Here is an 18,314-nt window from a genome sequence, read left to right as displayed (position 1 = left end):
TCCTACTGTGAATCTGCGGTTATCCTATATTATAAATAGTATAAATGTTTGTCCGTGAAAAAGACAGAGACACAGAATGACTTGAATCAGAGAAAAGTCTCATTCTGACACGGATCTAAAATGAGAGGATGAATATACGATGATGAGCAAAAAACTCCCTGCGGTCAGCAGCAAGGCTCCCGTGATGTTGCATGGGGCCGACTATAATCCCGAGCAATGGCTGAGATATCCTGAAATTCTCCGTGAGGATATCCGGCTGATGAAGCTGGCGGGCTGCAATGTGATGTCTGTCGGTATTTTTTCATGGGTGTCACTGGAGCCTGAAGAGGGCGTATTTACATTCGATTGGCTGGATCATGTGCTGGACTCTTTTGCGGAGAACGGAATATATGCTTTCCTGGCTACTCCAAGCGGAGCACGGCCAGCCTGGATGTCAGAGAAGTACCCTGAGGTGCTGCGGGTGGAACGAAACCGTGTGCGCAATCTGCATGGATTCAGGCACAACCATTGCTACACCTCCCCGGTCTACCGGGACAAAACAGCAACGCTGAATGCCAAGCTGGCTGAACGGTATGCTCATCATCCGGCGGTCATCGGCTGGCATATTTCGAATGAGTTCGGCGGCGAGTGCCATTGCGATTTGTGCCAGAACGCCTTTCGGGAATGGCTGAAGGCCAAATATAAGGGCAGCCTCGACGAACTGAATCATGCCTGGTGGGCCGCTTTTTGGAGCCATACCTACACTTCGTGGGAGCAGATTGATTCACCGGCACCGCATGGGGAGACACAGGTCCATGGCCTGAACCTGGACTGGCGGCGGTTTGTCAGTGAGCGGACGATTGATTTCTGCCGGCATGAAATTGCAGCCGTACGGGATTTCAACCCGGATCTGCCCGTGACCACCAACATGCATATGATCGACGGTATTGATTACCGTGAGCTGGCCAAAATTCTGGATGTCGTCTCCTGGGATGCATACCCGGAATGGCATTACACCGAGGACGATGATGATGTCCGGCTGGCGGCCTGGACAGCTCTGAACCATGATATGTTCCGCAGCTTCAAGCATAAGCCGTTTCTGCTGATGGAGAGTACGCCTTCGCTCACGAACTGGCAGTCAGTCAGCAAGTTGAAACGGCCGGGCATGCATAAGCTGTCATCCCTGCAGGCGGTCGCTCATGGCTCTGATTCTGTGCAGTACTTCCAGTGGCGCAAGAGCCGCGGCTCCAGCGAGAAGTTCCACGGTGCTGTGCTCGATCACAGCGGCCATGCAGAAACCCGTGTGTTCAGGGATGTCGCCGAGGTTGGTAAAACACTGGCGGGATTAACCGAAGTAGTGGGCACCGTCACACCGGCGGAGACGGCGATCCTGTTCGATTGGGATAACCGCTGGGCAATCAAGGATGCCCAAGGGATCCGCAATTCCGGACTGAAATACGAAGAGACCGTGCTGCAGCATTACCGTGCCCTCTGGGAGCTGGGCATCCCAGTTGACGTGATTGGTTCAGGAGATGACCTCACACGCTACAAGCTGGTCATCGCTCCGATGCTGTACCTGATCAGTGAAGAGAATGGTCAAAGAATCGAGAAATATGTGGAGCAGGGAGGAACCTTCCTGGCAACCTACTGGTCTGGAGTGGTAGGCGAAACAGATTTGTGTCACCTCGGCGGGTTCCCGGGACCGCTGCGCAGAACGCTCGGTATTTGGGCTGAAGAAACGGAAGGCTTGCACAGCCGGGATGTGAACGGTCTTGTATTGCAGGCAGGCAACGCCTTGAAGCTCTCGGGCGATTACGATGCCCATGAAATTGCCGAGCTGATCCATCTGGAGGGGGCGGAGGCGCTAGGCCATTACCGCAGCGATTTCTACGCCGGGCAGCCGGCATTGACACTCAACAAGCTCGGAGCAGGCAGAGCGTACCATTTGGCTACCCGCGTCAAAGACGCAGCGTTTTACGTAGAGCTGTATGCTGCAATTACCGCCAAGGCGGGAATTGGCCGCGTGCTGGAAAGTGAACTGCCAGCAGGTGTAACGGCGCAGCTTCGTACAGACGGTGAACAAGACTATATTTTCCTGCAGAACTTTAGCGGTACTGAAGCTTCAGTGACACTGGATGGTCTGGTTTATACAGATCTGGAATCAGGCGAGCCAGCTCCGGAAGTTGTTGCACTTCCTGTGAACGGGCTAGTAATGCTGAAACGGAAAGTAGCACAGAAATAGATAGAATTACAAAAGGCAGGACCCGGTCATCAGGGTCCTGCCTTTTCATTGTGGAAACGGAAGCAGCCTGCGGGTGCAGGGTAGAATCTTGCTATGCGCATAAGAAAATGGTTAAAATAGGTAATGATTGAAGAATGCTAATCAGCCAAAGGCTGCCTCAATGCCCTCAATGATGCGCCGATAATAGTTGATCTCATGCGGCACAAAGTGGCTCCTGTCCACAGTCTGGCTGATTGGAATCCGCTTACCGCTGCTTTCCACCCTAAATCCTTGGATTTGCAGTGTAGCGCTGTCTCCCAGCCACAAACTTCGAAAGCCGGCGAAATCGGCTGTTACAATTCCCGCAACCTCTTCCTGTTGCAGCTTAAAGTCGCTTAAAGGGGAGGCGTTCGTGTATAAAAAGACATGCGCCCGCTCTCTGTCGAGAAAGCCCTCTTTGTCCATGCTGTAAGGGATGATCCCAAGGGGGATCAGCTGCTCAAAAGCAACGCGGATTCCAAGCTCCTCCTGCACCTCACGGACGCCATCCTCCGGAACCTCATCAGATAATAAATGCCCGGCGGCCGTGATATCCAGCAGACCGGCATAATCTTTCTTGTGTTCGCTGCGCAGCTGAAGATAAATATGGAGCATATCCTGTTCCTTGCTGACGAACCAGCAGTGGAAGGTTTCGTGCCAGAGTCCCAACCGGTGAACTTCATCACGGGGCGCGGTCCCGGTAATATTGCCATTGTCATCAAAAGTGGTCAGTAGTTCGTCATTCATGCGAAGGCTCCTTTATTAATGTTAACATCTGGTGATGCCGATCCTACTTCGTCGGCTAAATATATCATAGCATTTGCCGCACAGGCAACGGCTTGTCCACATAGAATACGATATGAATGAGCTAGAATATCCCATCATCCCAAGGAGGAATGTTTATGAATAGCCTGTTACATTCAAGGATAGGCAAATTGTTTCTGGTAACTTCAATAGTTTTTTTTGGTTATTTTTTTGGTAATAAGCAGGAGACCGTGCATGCAGACTCGCCCATAACCTCGACGGCTATTTATGAGGCTTATCTTGATGTAGATATGGTTACTGAGGCCTTGAAGAACGGATTAGGCGTGAAAGTTAACGATTTTTTATCATCAGCAACCACACCGCTGGATCAAAAAGCGGCAGTAATAAATGCGCTGTATTCAGTTCAAGGATGGGAGGATAGAGATCTGACAGAGGAGTATTCACAATCTGTTTATGGAAAGAAATCAGATTCGCTGGATAAAGCGAAGTTGACACCGCAGGAGATTTTTGTCTTTGGCTATATGAAGGTACTCGATCATTATTTTGATCCTGATTTGTATTGGATCACTGAGGCCAAGAAGGCGTCACCGGACAGTATGACGGTATCCCTGATCCATGCGCTTGCCGTGTCCCAAGAGAACTTAATGTGCAGCTGGAAGAATACGGAGGCGGTCCTTGCCGATAAAAGTCTGAAACAGGACATTCGACCAGAAGCCATCGACATTATTATTGAGTATATGGAGCTGTACAAGGATGACCTTTGTCAAGGCGGTGGCCAGCAGCAGGCAGCAATCAATTCCTTGGTAGATGATATTAAGAGAGACGCCATCGTTCTGTCTATCGGCCAGAGCAACGTGCTTGCCAAAGGAAAGCAGACAATGATAGATGAAACGAATTCAAAGATCACCCCATATCTGCGCAAAGAGACAACAATGGTTCCACTGCGTTTTATATCAGATCAGTTCGGTGCCGCAGTACATTTTGATTCCAAGAAGCATGAGGTCTCGATTCAATATAGAGATCAGAAGATCTTAATTAATGAAGCGGATTCCACCATTTCAGTCAATGGCCGTTCCTCAGCAAAAAATACAACGATCGTGACAAAAAACGGACGGACGTTTGTCCCCCTGAGAGTGATAATGGATGTATTTAGCAAGAAAACGTATTATCATAGAGGTTTGGTAATAATCTCGGATAAACTTGTGCTTAATCCGCTTAATGCACAGGATAATCAAGCGGCAGAGAAAATCAAAGTTGAACTGGCAGCTATCGGCAGTAAAATAAAATAATGAAAAGCCGGACTTGTGGAGTGTATGATAGTTATTCGCTGGTGGATTTATTAAATGAGAAAAGAGGAATGTAATGAGTTTAGTGACTATGAAGCGGGAATCCTTTTATAGCTTAGGTGATGAAAAACTTGGGAGTGCGTGTATGGAGCCGACTTTTATGCAGATACGCGGTAAATCGCCGGCGGTTAAGGCGGAGGTGATCTCGCAGCTGACAGGGGGACAACAGGCGCTCTGCATGTTCCGGGTTATGTATGGTCACAGTTATAAATCGGCGGCTGAGTATTATGCCTGGATCTCCTACATGCTGAGTATTCCGGGGTATTGGGACCGGATGATGGAGGGGGTGCGGTTTTTTGACGAGTCGGGAATAGTAGCGCTGCTGGAGGAAACTAGGGGGCAGCTTGAAGCGAGAAACAGCAGGTTAAAGGTCAACTGGGGAGATGCAACGCTTATGGATCTGGAGCGGGATGACGAACTGATGCAAATGATAAAATCCCTGTTTGACCGATTTGAGCAGGTTGCCCCGATGACCCACTCCATTATTGCGAAATATATTCGTTCCCATCCCGAGGAGTTTGTGTTATTGGCGGATTAATCCGCTCAGCTAGGATGTTGTCCAGTCACCCGGTTATGCTTAGTTGCAACTGACGACACAACATGCATTTAACAGACGGTTCCTTTAGTTGAACGTTTATTTTGGGTTGATTCATAGTATAATGCTAGGATCTACAACAGGAAAAGAGGGAACGAATGCCTACTATACTGGTTGCTGACGACGATGCGAACATTCGCGAACTTGTTTGCTTGTTTCTGCGCAACGACGGATTTGAGACAGTTGAAGCCGTGGACGGCAAAGAAGCACTGAACGTCTACGCCTCAACGCATGTTGATCTTGTCGTGCTCGATATAATGATGCCAATTATGGATGGATGGACGTTATGCAAGGAGCTCAGAAGAGCCAATCCTGACCTTCCATTACTTATGTTGACTGCGAGAGGTGAAACCTGGGAGAAAGTGAAAGGGTTCGAACTTGGGACGGACGATTATTTGACGAAACCATTCGATCCGTTAGAGTTGACAGCTCGTGTCAGGGCATTGCTGAAACGATACCGGATTGGCTCTACGCAACCGATCCAGTTCGGCAACGTCATCCTTGACCGGCAAACCTATAAGGTGATGAGAGGGACGGAGTCGCTCACGTTGCCGCTCAAGGAATTCGAGCTGTTGTATAAGCTTGCTGGAACACCGGGGCAAGTGTATACACGTGAGCAGCTGATTGATCAAATTTGGGGGATCGATTACGCTGGAGATGACCGAACGGTCGACGTACATATTAAACGGCTGCGCGAACGGTTCGCGACTACACCACATTTTCGTATCGAGACGGTGCGCGGACTTGGCTACCGGCTTGAGGTTAACGAATGATCAGATCCTTATATACACGTATCGTCCTGACATTTCTAGTCTCCGTCATCGGGGGCACAGTCCTTGCCCTGTATGTGGCTGTTTGGGTATATAAAGATAAATTGAACGAAAACATGCTAATGCCTTTACTTCACTTTGGCCAGGATGTCACCCGGCTTTACGAAACCCTTCCATTGACTGAAGCGGACGAGTTCGTAAGTGGAATGTATCAGCTCAAATCTTTTTATATTCGAATTTACGAAGAAACGGGTAAGTTCAAGTCTTATGGATCGCTTAACGGAGACAAACCTGTCACTGTGAGTATGGAACAACTGAAAAAAGTAATAGATGGAGAGATAGTTCATGTAAATCCCAGTGGTTATGCTACTGTTCTCTTAGGGCTGCCTTTGACAACTGAAACGGGTACGAAAGCGATATTTTTAGAATCAATCGGCCCGCCTTCTGCCGCTTTCAACCGAAAGTGGATTTTGACTTTTATAACTTATTCGTTGATCGCAGGAAGCCTATTGATTCTGGTTGCTGCCAGGTTCCTAGTCAGTCCGATCAAAAAGCTGACCATAGCGACTAAGCGTATCGCAGATGGAGATTTCAGTGTGAAGCTGAATATTAAGCAAAAGGATGAGCTAGGTACTCTGGCTCGCAGCTTTGAAGAAATGACGCACGACCTGCAGCAGCTGGAGCAGCTGCGCAGGGAATTCGTATCAAACGTGTCACACGAAATCCAGTCACCGCTCACCTCGATATCCGGTTATGCAATGGCGCTCAAACAAGAAAATATCGAGGTTCATAATCGGATACGTTATCTCGACATTATCATCAATGAAGCGAATCGGATGTCCAAGATGAGCGCTAGCCTGCTAAAGCTGAGTTTGCTTGAATCGCAGTCACAGCAATTGACTCTGTCAACGCTCAGTCTTGATGAACAGATTAGGCGGGTCATTGTCGCGATTCAGCCGCAATGGTCGGCTCGCAACATCACTTTCGAGCTCGAACTGAAGGCAGTTATGCTAACGGGAGATCATGACCAGCTAAATCAGGTATGGACCAACATTCTCGGCAATAGCATTAAATTTTCCCAGGATGGCGGCGTTATTACCGTCAGCATTACACAGGATAACAAAAACGTGACAGTCACAATATCCGACACTGGCATTGGTATTTCCCCCGAAGACCAGAAGCGTATATTTGAGCGATTTTTTAAGGCTGATCGTTCCCACAGCCGTAAGTATGAGGGCAGCGGTATGGGGCTTGCCATCGTTAAACAGATCGTATCGCTTCATCATGGTGACATCCGGTTAGAAAGCGAACCTGGCAGGGGAACAACATTCATTGTCACCTTGCCAATCGTAACGCCGGCAGTGTAATAAGATTCATACTGCATCAATCCCCACGCTCCGGTAACCTGTGCAAGCTCACTTGCCTGTGATGCCGGGGTGTTTTTTCGTACGTGCTTAGATTGATGATTCAGCTTGAAATTAACGCACAATTATTTATAAAGAAACTTTACCTGCCATATAGGGAGTCTGCTTGTTATAATCTTGTTGAATGTTGAAGCTGCATTTAGAAAGTTGAGGTAAACAACGCTATGGAAGAAAGAATATTGCAATTTCTAAATAATACATATCCTATTAATTTTTATGATGTTAAAGCCGTAACAAATGAAATGTACCGCTGCCAATCTCAAAAAGGTGTTTTTTTTGTTCGAATAACGAATTATAAGTCCTATCAAGAACAATTAGATGAAGTGAATTGGATGAATTATCTTTTTAACCAAGGTATAGGGGTTCCCCGGGTTATAGCCACTATTAATAATTCATTCATTGGGAAAATAAAGTTAGAGGAAGAGAAACGGGTCGTTGTATTTCAGGCTGCATCAGGAATTCATCTGCCACGTTCAAAATGGAACAAAACGGTATTTAAAGATCTTGGACAACAAATAGGCAGAATGCATCGGGTCAGTAAAGGATATATGAATTCTGAGACTACTGCACATATCAATCATTGGTATGAGTCTAAAGAATACGATTTTCTTAAATACATTCCTGCAGAAGAGAAAACCATACGGGAATTTGCACACGATGTAGTAAACAAAATTAAGGAACTGCCGCAGGAGTCTTCAAACTATGGCTTAATACACGGAGACCTGTGGCTGGAAAATATCCTTGTAGACAGTGACTCCAAGCTAACGATGATTGATTTTCAAGATTGTGAAAAACATTATTATGTATACGATTTAGCCGTTCCTATCTATTCTGCACTGGAGTTCTCCTTCTCAGGGGGAGAGAACCTCAGAGATTATGAAAGATCCATTACCAGGGCGTTAGTAGATGGATATAAAGAGGAGAATGAGCTCTCTTCCGAGATGCTTACGAAACTACCGCTATTCATGAAATTAAAAGAATTGTTTGAATATAATTTAATGCATATGTATTGGAATGCTAAAGAGCTAAGCGAGGAGCAGGTCCGAATCTTGAACTTATATAGAAGCCGGATGGAGTACAGCTATTCTTGAACAAGCAATGTACAACAGGAAATATAAACAAGAAGTGGACCTTTCCGATTAGTAGAAGAGGTGACAAAAATGAATAAGCTAATCATTTCTATACTCTCGTTCCTGCTGCTGATATCCTGCTCGAATGAACCCAAAGAGAATAAAGCAGCTAAGGAAAAAAATAATACCTCTTCAACTGGGATTGGTTCTTTTGCTTTCCCTTATATTAAATGGAATAATAGTATATACACTATTACGGATACACCTGCTGAAGAGGTTGACAAGCCGCTCGGAGAGATTACGAATTATTCAACAACGGAGACGGGAGAAACTCTGGATAATTCCTCTAATTTTTATCAAGTGGGGACTAAACTTTGGTCTATCAATAATATCGATTCTTCACAAGAAATAGCCGTCGAAACAGGCCAAAATCAATATATTAAAGCGATAGTAACCAAAGATGAATAAGCAGATTTTTGCTCACACAAAAAAGGGTGCAACCTCGGTTACACCCTTTACAAATTATCCACCGGACAGCTTTCTTTAGAAAGCTGTTTATTTAGCTATTAAGCACATCATTTGTCTATTACTATCTGATCAGATGTGTAGTTAACAATGTGTCTTATCTGGCCAGCCATCCGCCGTCTACATTCAGGATATGACCGTTCAGGTAGTCAGAAGCAGCGGAAGCCAGGAATACGGCAGGTCCCTTAACATCTTCTGCAGTTCCCCAGCGTCCGGCAGGAATGCGGTCCAGAATCGAGTCGGAACGGCTTTGATCCGCACGGATCGGAGCTGTGTTTTCTGTAGCCATGTAGCCTGGTGCGATCGCGTTGATGTTCAGACCGGAACCGGCCCATTCGTTGGCGAATGCTTTGGTCAGACCGGCAACCGCATGTTTGCTTGCAGTATAACCCGGAACATTGATCCCGCCCTGGTAGGAAAGCATGGAGCAGATGTTGATAATTTTACCGGACCCTCTTTCCAGGAAGTGGCGGCCGGCAATTTGCGACAGCAGGAATACAGTATTCTGGTTCAGGTTGATGACATCGAACCAGTCTTTTTCGCTATGGTCTTTGGCCGGAGTACGGCGGATCATGCCAGCGCAGTTGACCAGGATGTCAACGTGGCCGGTCAATTCTAGTGCTTTGTCGAACATGCCCTGCAGAGTAGTGTGGTCACTCAGGTCAGCTTCGATGCCGAGAGCTTTCACACCGAAAGCTTTGGCGGCTTCAACGGTTTCTGCACTTGTGTTCAGGGAGGCAGAAACAACGTCTGCGCCAGCTTCCGCAAAAGCAAGGGCAATACCTTGTCCAAGACCTTGGGCAGCGCCCGTTACGATGGCTGTTTTACCAGCCAGACTGAATAATGATGACATATTAATATTCTCTCCTTTGAGTGGGGATTGTGGATTTTGTACTTAAGATTCTTAAAAAAGTGCAATTTATTATCCGCATTCAATATTGACGCCCGCACTGCGGAACTGTTCCACCGTTTCGGGTGCAAGGCCGCTGTCCGTAAGCAGCACATCCACTTCCTGCAGTGAAGCGAAGGTGCGCAAAGCGGTATGCCCGAATTTATGATGATCGCAGGCGGCGAATACTTTGCGGGCCGTGGAGACCAAGGCCTGTTTGAAATCTATTAAATCACCGGTGTAAATAGACAGCCCATGCTCGATATGCACGGCTGTAGCCGAGAGAAATGCTTTTTGTATATTTAGCTTTTGCACGTATGAGACAGCTTCGGGACCTGCGAGCATGTTGCGGACGCGGTAGCCTCCGGGAACAACCAGACGTATGTTGTCTTTGGGAACCAGTTCGCTGATGATGTACACATCGTTGGTGACGACCGTCAGAGGCATATTGTCCAGCCTCCGGGCAATTTCAAGCGTGGTGCTCCCGCCGTCCAGCGCAATGATGTCATCCTCTTCGATATGGGCAAGCGCACGCAGCGCAATCTCCGTTTTCTCGTCGGAATATTTATCCAGCGGGTTCTTGGAAGGCAGAATGCCGAACTGATCGCTTTGGGCCAATACAGCACCGCCGTGCACACGCACGATCAATCCCTGTTCCTCCAGCTTGCTCAAGTCCTCGCGGATTGTTTTTCCCGTCACCTGGAGCTTGTCGCTCAATTCGTTTACCGTTACGTCCTTCTGGTTCAGCATAACTTCCATAATCATCTCGTGTCGCCGTATCGGGTTCATCCGCCTGCCTCATCTTTCCGTAGTTGATTTCTTTCTATTGTAATTCTTTCATACCTACGGGGTCCATATCATCATAACGTTTGTTGTCACCGGCCATGCTCCAGATGAAGGTATAGTTATGCGTGCCTACACCGCTGTGGATTGACCAGCTTGGGGAAATGACGGCCTGTTCATTGTGCATCACGATATGGCGGGTTTCGGTAGGTTCGCCCATCAGGTGGAACACGATAGAGTCATCCGGAAGATCGAAATAGAAGTAGGCTTCCATCCGGCGCGGATGAGTATGCGAAGGCATTGTATTCCACATGCTGCCAGGTTTGAGCTGTGTCATACCCATGACCAGTTGTGCGCTTTGTACGCCATTGGTATGAATGAAGCGGTGAATCGTACGCTCGTTGGAGTTCTCCAGACCACCCATTGCTCCGGATTCGGATTCGGCGAGTGTAGTTTTGGTTGTAGGATAGGACTGGTGAGCCGGAGCGGAGTTCAGGTAGAATTTAGCCGGTTTGGCGCTGTCTGCGCTTTTGAACACCACATCTTTGGAACCTTGGCCGACATACAGGCATTCTTTGAAATCTATTTCATATTCTGTTCCGTCTACAACAACTGAACCTTTGCCGCCGACATTGATGATACCCAGTTCACGGCGTTCCAGGAAGTAAGTGACTCCCAGTTCCTTCAGATCCGTGGTTAGCACAACATCTTCGGTTACGGGATTGGCACCGCCGACGATCATGCGGTCTTCATGGGTAAGCACAAGCTTCAGTTCATTCGGAGCAAAAATAACGGGAATGTGGAACTCTTTGCGCAGGCGCTCAGTATCAAACTGCTTAACTTCGTTGGGATGTGAGGCGAAACGTCTTTCCATTGGATATTCAATCTCCTTCAAAAACGCATTTTCGTTCGTATAGGTACAATTTAATCCATTTACGTTCATTTGGCAAGTGATAATCTTTTTTAGTACGTTTATTTTAGTTTATTTATCGCTTTTAAAGATTGCCATATGAACCGAAAGCGTGCACAATAGACTAAAATACAAGGTCCAGGGAGAGTGAAGGGGATGTTGTTGAAGTCGTGATTCCTGAGAGTGGGCAGAGATCGATAAAAAGAAACTTAAAATATGGAGGGTGAAACCGGTAATGGTGGATGTCAATCAGAGTCCTTATAAAATTCGTCAGGATGAAATTATATATAATGTAGCGCGGGAAGCGGAGAGCCGTCCGCTGCTGGAGAGCGGTCTTTGGTTCCACGATGATGTGCGTAATAATTTTTATTATGCCTCTTACCTGTTCGCAGCTGCCGTAGACCCGTCTCGCGAGCTGCCCTTTGACCGTGTAGCAGCAAAGCAGAAGGCGGAAGCCGTGCTGCTGGAAACCGTTCTGCTGCAGAACAGACAGCCCGGGACTGCGCTATACGGACACTGGCCGCTTGGCCTGAACCCGCTGCCGCGGGAGGCCTCGCCGCATGAGCTTCCGGTGGAAATAATGGGCAGCCTGATGGCTTGGTTCTGCAAGCATTATTCCAGCGAGTTCAGTGCAGGACTCCGAATTGCTTTTCATACGGCCATCGGCCATATCTACCGCAGCGGATTTTACCGCAAACCGGTGGTGACCTTCGGGCATCATGAAGCTAAATATACCGCAGCGAAGCTGATCTTCGGCAAGCTGTTTGATGATGAGGAATTACGCGAGGACGGACTGCTCAGCCTGCAGAATACACTGGTCTATATCCGCGGGAATGGCATGCCGGAGTATGGCAGCCTGCCGTGGTTCTGGCATTGGGTGCAGGCATTTACCTGTGCCTGGGAGCTGGAAGAGGACCCTAAGATCAAAGACATGCTGGCAGAAATGCTGGATTATCTGTGGAAGGAACGGGGGCACTTCTACCTTCAGGGCGCCTGGGTAGGCGCACATTCCCGGGGCTGGCCGCATGATGTTCCGGCAGACGGCAATGTGCTGCATGATTATGTGCAGTTTGGAGACTTCAAATTGCCTGCGGAGATGCCGCGAACTGAATATGCCGGGTTACTATTCTATGAAGCACCGGAGCAGGTACGGTCCGCTGCTTTGGACCGTAGCGTGCCTGTTGAAGTCAAGAAGCTGACCCGGAAGGTTGTGCCAAGTGACCCGGATCCTCAGCCGCTGCTGCATTCATACGCTTATATCACGGAGGATTATGCGGCTGGAGGTATGTGGGAGCGGGTAGAGGAATTTGACAACGAACAGCTGCGCTGGGCCTTCTCACTGCCAATTGGCGTACAGGAAGGGAGCAACCGGCTGTATTTCTTCCATCCCGGTCAAGGCTATCGGGAAGGCGATCCCCGCCATCAGAGTCCGCATATGGAGGTGCTGTTTCACAAGAGTACGGTCCTTTCCTTGTATCCCGTTCCGGAAGGAGAGAATGACTCTGTCGTAGGGGTTCTGCCCAAAGGGGAGTGGATCAAGTCGCAGGAGGCGCTGTTCGGGAGGGCTGGTAAAGTGTACTTTGCTGTTTACTTGTCCCAGCGCTACGAGTTGAAAGAACGGCAGGACTACCTGGAGGTTACGGTTACAGGAATGCCGGGAGGAGTTGTCGTGGAGGCTGTTCCGGTGAAAGAGGCAGCAGAGCTGGGGTTTGGCGACTTGCCTGCCTTTGCAACGGAAATGACGAATAAAGCGCCGGAGTTCAGCACCGGAGATGACCTGTCGGTCCAATATCAGACTTTAAGCGGCGATCAGCTACAGCTCACCCTTGGGGTGGGTGCGGGCCCTCAAGCCAGTCTGGGCGGCAGCCGGATTTCACTGGAAGACTATGTTGTTTAATAAGTTTCTATCCTAAATACGGGTTAAATGAACGGGCAACCTTGCGGTTGTCCGTTTGCGTGTACGCTGCATTTTACTTCTTTTTGCGGATCAGAAAATAGCTCATTTCCGGATTGTCGGCTGTGCATCCGCTGATCGAATAGAAAATCTCCCCGCTGCCGCTGTCTTCCTTTGTAATCTCTGTGCAAACATCCGTTTTAATACCTTTGCCGGCTCCCCCATATTCATCGTTGGAGTTGTCCACACTATACCTGATCACTTGCCCATCGTAATTCAAATCTTTAAAGATCGGATCGCCTTTATCAATCGCTTTTTGAATTGAATATCCGGTATCGCGTTCACAACCGGCAATGCTTAATGACAGCAGGACTAATAATAGGCAGATAAAAGGCAGTTTTCTCATAAGTATCACTCCATTTGCGATTTGGTTGTAAATACTTTACAGTTTAAAGGATAAGCATACTAATAATCACAGAAAAGGGGAACTATTAATGATTGCTGAGATTGTAGCGGTCCCGGAAGGCTTCACAGCCACCTTTGAATTCCATTACAAGCATTCAGTGGATACCGTTTGGGCGATGTTGACTCAAAATGAACTGCTGAAGGAATGGTTCTCCGAGCTAAGGGTAAAGGATTTGCGAACCGGCGGGATCATCGAATTTGATATGCGGGACGGTACCTTTTTGGAATTGGAAATTACTGATTTTGAGCGGAACTCCGTATTGGAATTTATTTGGGGAGAGGACAAGGTTCGTTTTGAGCTGCTTCCGGAGCGGGAAGGCTGCCGCCTGCAATTAATCGAAACCATAGGCAAAATTACGGGCCATACAGCCAAAGACCTCTCCGGGTGGCATGTCTGTCTGGAAGTGATCGCAGCGTTGCTGGACGGTAAGCCATTTGATAACCGGAAACAGGTATGGGAGAACAGATATGAGGTGTATAGCGCGCTTGTGGACAAGTTCCGGAATTGAGTCCAACACGTTTTCCCATTCGCCATTGGATCCGTTCTTCATACTTTCCAGGTATAGCAACTCTTTTGCAGTTCCGCAAATATATTTTAATGTTTTGAGAGGAGGTCGCTGATTAATTTAACGGCTTTTTTCTTTGGAGGAATCAGCATGCAGAATCAGAGCGAATTAAAGATCCGTAAATGATTTTGATTTCATCGAGCAGTTTCCGGATTACATGCTAAAAGAAAAGTTGCTTCAGTGAGTTAATCGGTTTATTATCTGAATATGGAAAAATAAGGGGTGAATCAATGAAATTACTAGACGGACTCTAGCTTCCCTGAAGGAGGTTAGAGCTGATTTGAGTAGAAGCATTAAGAAAACACCCGTAAGTAAAGACCAGGCAAGTCGTTGGATAAAACGACAGGCAAGTAAGGCCGTACGAAGATACTCTCAAGACATTCCATTCGGAAAATTTTATCGAAAAATTTATTGTTCTTGGGATATTAGTGATTGGCGATTTTACACACCTTATAAGCAAGCTGTTAACGAATGGGAAACCACTCATAGAACTTGGCGCAGACAGGTGAGTTTTCAAGAAATGACATTAAATTGGGCTAAGAGCTATAAAAGAAAATAACAAAAGGAGTTGTTGGCAGGGAAGCGCCAGCGACTCCTTTTCTTAGAGCGCGAACTGGAGCTGATGAGTTGCGCCGATCAGCTTCCCAGGTCGATTCTGAGATTCGTGACGCAAATCACGATAACCTTGTTCAGACCTGCTGGAAATGTTAAGCTACGTAGAGTAGTTGTTAGAATAGCTCCTTATGCAAAACAGCTGAAGTTCAGTTGGAGGAACATAATCACTACGCTCTTTTCACCGCTTAAGAGTAATTGCTATAATTAACTCGATAACATCCATGAGCGAGTAAACATGACATTTATTTTATATGGAATAACACATGGAAACAGTCTTAATTTAACGGAGGAATAGTGTGGCAAAAGCGAAGGTGGCCAAACGGCCGACAAGAGATGAATTTGTGCTGGAGGAAATCGGCAATCAACTGACGGAAGCGATGCAAGAGGCCTCTGAAGTGCTATTGACGGTTTGGGGCAAGGAAGATCAGGTCCGGGGGCAGATTGTCGGCATGGACTCGCGTACGGGCAAGGTGCATCTCAGCTGTAAGGAAGAGCTGGTCAAGGTGCCTTTTATGGATATAATGGCAATGGATTATCCAAGAGATTAAAGCATGCGAAGATAGATTTCCAGAACTGGCACTCCGGCTACAGCCGGAAGAGCAGGAAAGCCGTGCTTAAGCCGTCTTGGCAACAGAGAAAAGAGCATTCGGGGAGAGCCCCGGTGCTCTTTTTTTTCGGATATATAGGATCTGCCTCACAGGATACCTGTTACTGCACTAGCTTCAGCATAATCCGGTTACAGCACACTGCGCAAAAGCCGAATGGCGATGGCATTTAAACGCAATGCTTCTCTGATAGCAACCCTCGCTGCCAAAAGTTCCCGTCTGGCCCGGCTGGGATTAGGCACTCTGCGTAAATTCTCATTAATTTCTTCCAGCTGTTCGCGCAGAATGGCTCTTTGCGTACGCAGTGCAGCAATGGCCCTGCGAATTCTTGCACGTTCTGTCATAGTTAACACCTCTTTCCGGTTGGATAGTATAAGAGATGCAATGACTATCATTTCTGTTTGTGTGAATGGGTAGTTTTATAACTTTTTGATAAAAGTATCTTCCTTGCCCAGCGGTACAATTCGTTGTTCGCAGGGATGCCCGTAACTGAAGCCCGGGTGTAAGCTTGAAGAGACGTAGAGGAGGTATTAAGCATTATGAATAATATCGAAAATACTGCGCATGTCTGGACACCGGCTTCACTGTGTGGAGGCGGGTATATCACGGGGCTTATTCAGCACCCGGCTATAAGCGGGATTGTGTATGCCCGCTGCGATGTCGCGGGTGTCTTCCGCAGCTCTGATGGCGGGGAGACTTGGGAAACGCTGAATGGTGGGCTGACGAAGGCGTATCACCATCAGGTGCAGAGCTTTGCGATCAGTCCGCATCACCCGGAGGTGCTGTTTCGCTGCTCCGGGGAGGTCAGGAGCCGGAAGTTTTATGGTTCAGTCCACAAATCTGCTGATGGCGGGCACAGCTGGCGGGAAGTCTGCACGGGTATGGGATTCTATGGAAATGGTCCCACCAGGATGTACGGTGAGGTGATCGCGGCAGACCCTCACCACCCTGACATAATCGCCGCAGGAGGGTATACCGGCGGCTTCTGGATCAGCCGGGATGAAGGCGAGACCTGGAGACGCACGGGGCTTCCAGAGGAACGGTTTGGCTGCGTTGCGTTTCACCCGTCTGTTCCCGGTGTCTTGTATGCCGGAACAATAAGCGATGACGATTTAAACATGGATTATGTTGAAGTTGGCGAAGGCGGCGTATTGGGGCTGCTTCAGGATCAGCCCCGGGGCAGGTCAGGCAAGCTGTATGTCAGCTCTGATCTGGGAGAATCCTGGGAGCTGCTGCAGGAAGGGCCCAGCTTTGCCGAGCTGTCATTCGACAGCCTTGATAACCAGCATCTGCTGGCGGCTACGATCTGGGGCGGAATCCGGAGCAGCACTGATGGCGGCAGGACTTGGGCTTCCACGGAAGAAGGTCTGCTGCCCGGCAGACAGAGATACGGGACCGTTGTGCAGGACTGCCTTCGTACGGAAAGATGGTACACGGCCTCGGATCTGCGGCCGCATATGAAGGAGTGTCCACCGATTCCACTGTATGTTTCCTCTGACGGGGGTGGACATTGGCAACTGCTCCATCCTCATTCCGATGAAGACCTCAGCGGCTTTCCGGCGTATATGGATCATTTCAGCGGAGCATCCCGGGCGGCGGCAACAGGCTGGGCGATCTCCAAAATCATCGTAGACCGCTTCAGCAAGGACCGCCTCTATCTATGCAACTGGTATGGAGTTGCAATCAGCGAGGATGGGGGGAAGAGCTGGCGGGCGAATCATTTCCGGGGGCTGGAAACGACCTGCATGGAAGCGGTGATCGCTGACACGGTGCAGCCGGGGAAGTTCTGCGTCACGATGGCAGACCATCCGCCCAAGATCACGGAGGATGGCGGGCAGACCTTCCGCAATTTACCGGGTCTGGATGGCTACTCAGGCAGTACTGCTGCCGTCATGTCCGGAACAGACTCCAAGCATTATCTGTACGGTCTTGTCGGGCATGGGCGAACGGCCTGCATTGCACGGAGCCGTGACGGAGGCGACAGCGCGGTAGCCGTACTTTCCCTTGGTCGGGGGCTGTTCGTCCAGGCATTGCGGGAAGATAGGGGCAACCCAGGAACTTTCTATGCTTATGTGGACGGTGAGATGGCCTTAGGAGCTGGAATCTACCGCTCCAGAGATGGGGGAGATTCCTGGGAACGGACGTCATTCCGTCCTCCGGCGCATCTAGCAACTTTGCCGCATCAGAAGAAGTGGATTGAAGCCGAACTGCTGCCGGTAGTTGTCTATCAGGTCAAAAATGCCTGTGGAGCCAATCAACTGCTGGACACGGATTACCATCAGGCAGGACATCTTATGCTTGGGGAATGGACGGAGGGAATCTGGAGCTCGAAGGATAGCGGGGACACTTGGCAATCCATCGGTGCGGGACTTCCTTTCCAGTACAGCAGCCCGTCCTCTGTATTAAATGCAGTGGCGTTTTCGCCCACCCATGCAGGCACCCTGTATGCGGGATTTATCTCGGAAGGGTTATGGCGCAGCGAAGATAACGGGCAAAGCTGGAGCAAGCTGTACCCGGCCGGGGAGGGAGAAAGGTTCAATGTGTCGGCGCTTGCTGTGGGTAAGGGGAACTCAGGCAAAGACCTGCTGATTCTGGCGTGTGAGCCGATGGTTCGTACCGGAACGGAGGCCCGGGTCGTTTGCAGCCGGGATGGAGGTTTGTCCTGGGAGGAGTGGGAGAATCAATCTCTTGGCGCCCCCCGCTGGAAGGGAATTGCTGTCGATTGCGCAGGTGGACAGGTACTCGCTGTCTCCTGCGGCAACGGTGCTTTTCGTACATCGGCAGTTACGGACAGGGATAAACAGCAGCGTAGGTGAACTTTTCAAATTAGTCGTTGCTAAAACAAACTTTTCG

General features: G+C 48.7%; 18 protein-coding genes. 12 read left to right on the top strand and 6 right to left on the bottom strand.

Features of this window, described 5'->3' with window-relative positions; genetic code table 11:
* Nucleotides 1-142 precede the first annotated feature (142 nt).
* Nucleotides 143-2,221 (top strand): beta-galactosidase, encoded by a 2,079-nt coding sequence (locus H70357_RS20245; RefSeq protein ID WP_038600078.1) that lies wholly within the window; start codon nt 143-145, stop codon nt 2,219-2,221.
* Nucleotides 2,222-2,362: 141 nt separating this feature from the next.
* Here H70357_RS20245 and H70357_RS20240 read toward each other — a convergent pair whose 3' ends face one another.
* Nucleotides 2,363-2,986, bottom strand: a complete 624-nt coding sequence (locus H70357_RS20240; protein ID WP_038593288.1) for an NUDIX hydrolase — start codon at nt 2,984-2,986, stop codon at nt 2,363-2,365.
* Between the two features lie 188 nt (nt 2,987-3,174).
* Between H70357_RS20240 and H70357_RS20235 the strand changes: the two genes are divergently transcribed.
* The 6 genes from H70357_RS20235 to H70357_RS34445 all read left to right on the top strand — a co-directional run bounded on the left by H70357_RS20235 (nt 3,175) and on the right by H70357_RS34445 (nt 8,677).
* Nucleotides 3,175-4,293, top strand: a complete 1,119-nt coding sequence (locus H70357_RS20235) for a stalk domain-containing protein (protein WP_197073605.1) — start codon at nt 3,175-3,177, stop codon at nt 4,291-4,293.
* Between the two features lie 142 nt (nt 4,294-4,435).
* Complete coding sequence (locus tag H70357_RS20230; protein ID WP_038593284.1) at nt 4,436-4,888, top strand: hypothetical protein; 453 nt, start codon at nt 4,436-4,438, stop codon at nt 4,886-4,888.
* Between the two features lie 155 nt (nt 4,889-5,043).
* Nucleotides 5,044-5,718: a response regulator transcription factor gene (locus tag H70357_RS20225; protein WP_038593282.1), complete on the top strand. Its 675-nt coding sequence runs from the start codon at nt 5,044-5,046 to the stop codon at nt 5,716-5,718.
* Complete coding sequence (locus H70357_RS20220; protein WP_038593279.1) at nt 5,715-7,082, top strand: sensor histidine kinase; 1,368 nt, start codon at nt 5,715-5,717, stop codon at nt 7,080-7,082. The genes H70357_RS20225 and H70357_RS20220 overlap by 4 nt, the downstream gene beginning before the upstream one ends.
* Before the next feature lie 221 nt (nt 7,083-7,303).
* Nucleotides 7,304-8,230, top strand: a complete 927-nt coding sequence (locus H70357_RS20215) for a phosphotransferase enzyme family protein (RefSeq protein ID WP_038593278.1) — start codon at nt 7,304-7,306, stop codon at nt 8,228-8,230.
* A 69-nt stretch (nt 8,231-8,299) separates the two neighbouring features.
* Complete coding sequence (locus H70357_RS34445) at nt 8,300-8,677, top strand: hypothetical protein (protein ID WP_052092155.1); 378 nt, start codon at nt 8,300-8,302, stop codon at nt 8,675-8,677.
* A 154-nt stretch (nt 8,678-8,831) separates the two neighbouring features.
* Here H70357_RS34445 and kduD read toward each other — a convergent pair whose 3' ends face one another.
* The 3 genes from kduD to kduI form a co-directional block, all read right to left on the bottom strand.
* Complete coding sequence (gene kduD / locus H70357_RS20205) at nt 8,832-9,587, bottom strand: 2-dehydro-3-deoxy-D-gluconate 5-dehydrogenase KduD (protein WP_038593276.1); 756 nt, start codon at nt 9,585-9,587, stop codon at nt 8,832-8,834.
* A 69-nt stretch (nt 9,588-9,656) separates the two neighbouring features.
* Nucleotides 9,657-10,412: a DeoR/GlpR family DNA-binding transcription regulator gene (locus H70357_RS20200; protein WP_038593273.1), complete on the bottom strand. Its 756-nt coding sequence runs from the start codon at nt 10,410-10,412 to the stop codon at nt 9,657-9,659.
* Between the two features lie 34 nt (nt 10,413-10,446).
* Nucleotides 10,447-11,280, bottom strand: coding sequence for a 5-dehydro-4-deoxy-D-glucuronate isomerase (kduI, locus tag H70357_RS20195; protein WP_038593270.1), 834 nt, complete (start codon nt 11,278-11,280; stop codon nt 10,447-10,449).
* A gap of 259 nt (nt 11,281-11,539) precedes the next feature.
* On the opposite strand from kduI, the gene H70357_RS20190 reads away from it, so the two are divergent.
* Complete coding sequence (locus H70357_RS20190) at nt 11,540-13,213, top strand: hypothetical protein (RefSeq protein ID WP_231578290.1); 1,674 nt, start codon at nt 11,540-11,542, stop codon at nt 13,211-13,213.
* 73 nt (nt 13,214-13,286) lie between these two features.
* On the opposite strand, the gene H70357_RS20185 is transcribed toward H70357_RS20190, so the two are convergent.
* A complete protein-coding gene (locus H70357_RS20185) occupies nt 13,287-13,616 on the bottom strand; it encodes a DUF4362 domain-containing protein (protein WP_038593264.1) in 330 nt (109 codons plus the stop codon).
* Between the two features lie 88 nt (nt 13,617-13,704).
* Between H70357_RS20185 and H70357_RS20180 the strand changes: the two genes are divergently transcribed.
* From H70357_RS20180 to H70357_RS20175, 3 genes are all read left to right on the top strand, one after another.
* Nucleotides 13,705-14,184, top strand: a complete 480-nt coding sequence (locus tag H70357_RS20180; RefSeq protein ID WP_038593262.1) for an SRPBCC family protein — start codon at nt 13,705-13,707, stop codon at nt 14,182-14,184.
* A 337-nt stretch (nt 14,185-14,521) separates the two neighbouring features.
* Entirely contained in the window at nt 14,522-14,800 is a 279-nt protein-coding gene (locus H70357_RS35395; protein ID WP_081965866.1) for a hypothetical protein, read from the top strand.
* Between the two features lie 352 nt (nt 14,801-15,152).
* Nucleotides 15,153-15,404, top strand: coding sequence for a YolD-like family protein (locus H70357_RS20175; protein ID WP_038593259.1), 252 nt, complete (start codon nt 15,153-15,155; stop codon nt 15,402-15,404).
* Nucleotides 15,405-15,592: 188 nt separating this feature from the next.
* On the opposite strand, the gene H70357_RS20170 is transcribed toward H70357_RS20175, so the two are convergent.
* Complete coding sequence (locus tag H70357_RS20170) at nt 15,593-15,805, bottom strand: hypothetical protein (RefSeq protein WP_038593256.1); 213 nt, start codon at nt 15,803-15,805, stop codon at nt 15,593-15,595.
* 195 nt (nt 15,806-16,000) lie between these two features.
* Between H70357_RS20170 and H70357_RS20165 the strand changes: the two genes are divergently transcribed.
* Entirely contained in the window at nt 16,001-18,277 is a 2,277-nt protein-coding gene (locus tag H70357_RS20165) for a WD40/YVTN/BNR-like repeat-containing protein (RefSeq protein WP_038593253.1), read from the top strand.
* Nucleotides 18,278-18,314: the final 37 nt, after the last annotated feature.

Source organism: Paenibacillus sp. FSL H7-0357 (assembly GCF_000758525.1).
Taxonomy (GTDB): Bacteria; Bacillota; Bacilli; order Paenibacillales; family Paenibacillaceae; genus Paenibacillus_AQ.
This window is presented reverse-complemented; position numbering and strand designations above follow the sequence as displayed.

Coding starts and splice junctions, on each gene's coding strand:
- H70357_RS20245 (WP_038600078.1), top strand. CDS start 143: ATGAGCAAAAAACTCCCTGCGGTCAGCAGCAAGGCTCCCGTGATGTTG.
- H70357_RS20240 (WP_038593288.1), bottom strand. CDS start 2,986: ATGAATGACGAACTACTGACCACTTTTGATGACAATGGCAATATTACC.
- H70357_RS20230 (WP_038593284.1), top strand. CDS start 4,436: ATGGAGCCGACTTTTATGCAGATACGCGGTAAATCGCCGGCGGTTAAG.
- H70357_RS20225 (WP_038593282.1), top strand. CDS start 5,044: ATGCCTACTATACTGGTTGCTGACGACGATGCGAACATTCGCGAACTT.
- H70357_RS20220 (WP_038593279.1), top strand. CDS start 5,715: ATGATCAGATCCTTATATACACGTATCGTCCTGACATTTCTAGTCTCC.
- H70357_RS20215 (WP_038593278.1), top strand. CDS start 7,304: ATGGAAGAAAGAATATTGCAATTTCTAAATAATACATATCCTATTAAT.
- H70357_RS34445 (WP_052092155.1), top strand. CDS start 8,300: ATGAATAAGCTAATCATTTCTATACTCTCGTTCCTGCTGCTGATATCC.
- kduD (WP_038593276.1), bottom strand. CDS start 9,587: ATGTCATCATTATTCAGTCTGGCTGGTAAAACAGCCATCGTAACGGGC.
- H70357_RS20200 (WP_038593273.1), bottom strand. CDS start 10,412: ATGAACCCGATACGGCGACACGAGATGATTATGGAAGTTATGCTGAAC.
- kduI (WP_038593270.1), bottom strand. CDS start 11,280: ATGGAAAGACGTTTCGCCTCACATCCCAACGAAGTTAAGCAGTTTGAT.
- H70357_RS20185 (WP_038593264.1), bottom strand. CDS start 13,616: ATGAGAAAACTGCCTTTTATCTGCCTATTATTAGTCCTGCTGTCATTA.
- H70357_RS20180 (WP_038593262.1), top strand. CDS start 13,705: ATGATTGCTGAGATTGTAGCGGTCCCGGAAGGCTTCACAGCCACCTTT.
- H70357_RS20170 (WP_038593256.1), bottom strand. CDS start 15,805: ATGACAGAACGTGCAAGAATTCGCAGGGCCATTGCTGCACTGCGTACG.
- H70357_RS20165 (WP_038593253.1), top strand. CDS start 16,001: ATGAATAATATCGAAAATACTGCGCATGTCTGGACACCGGCTTCACTG.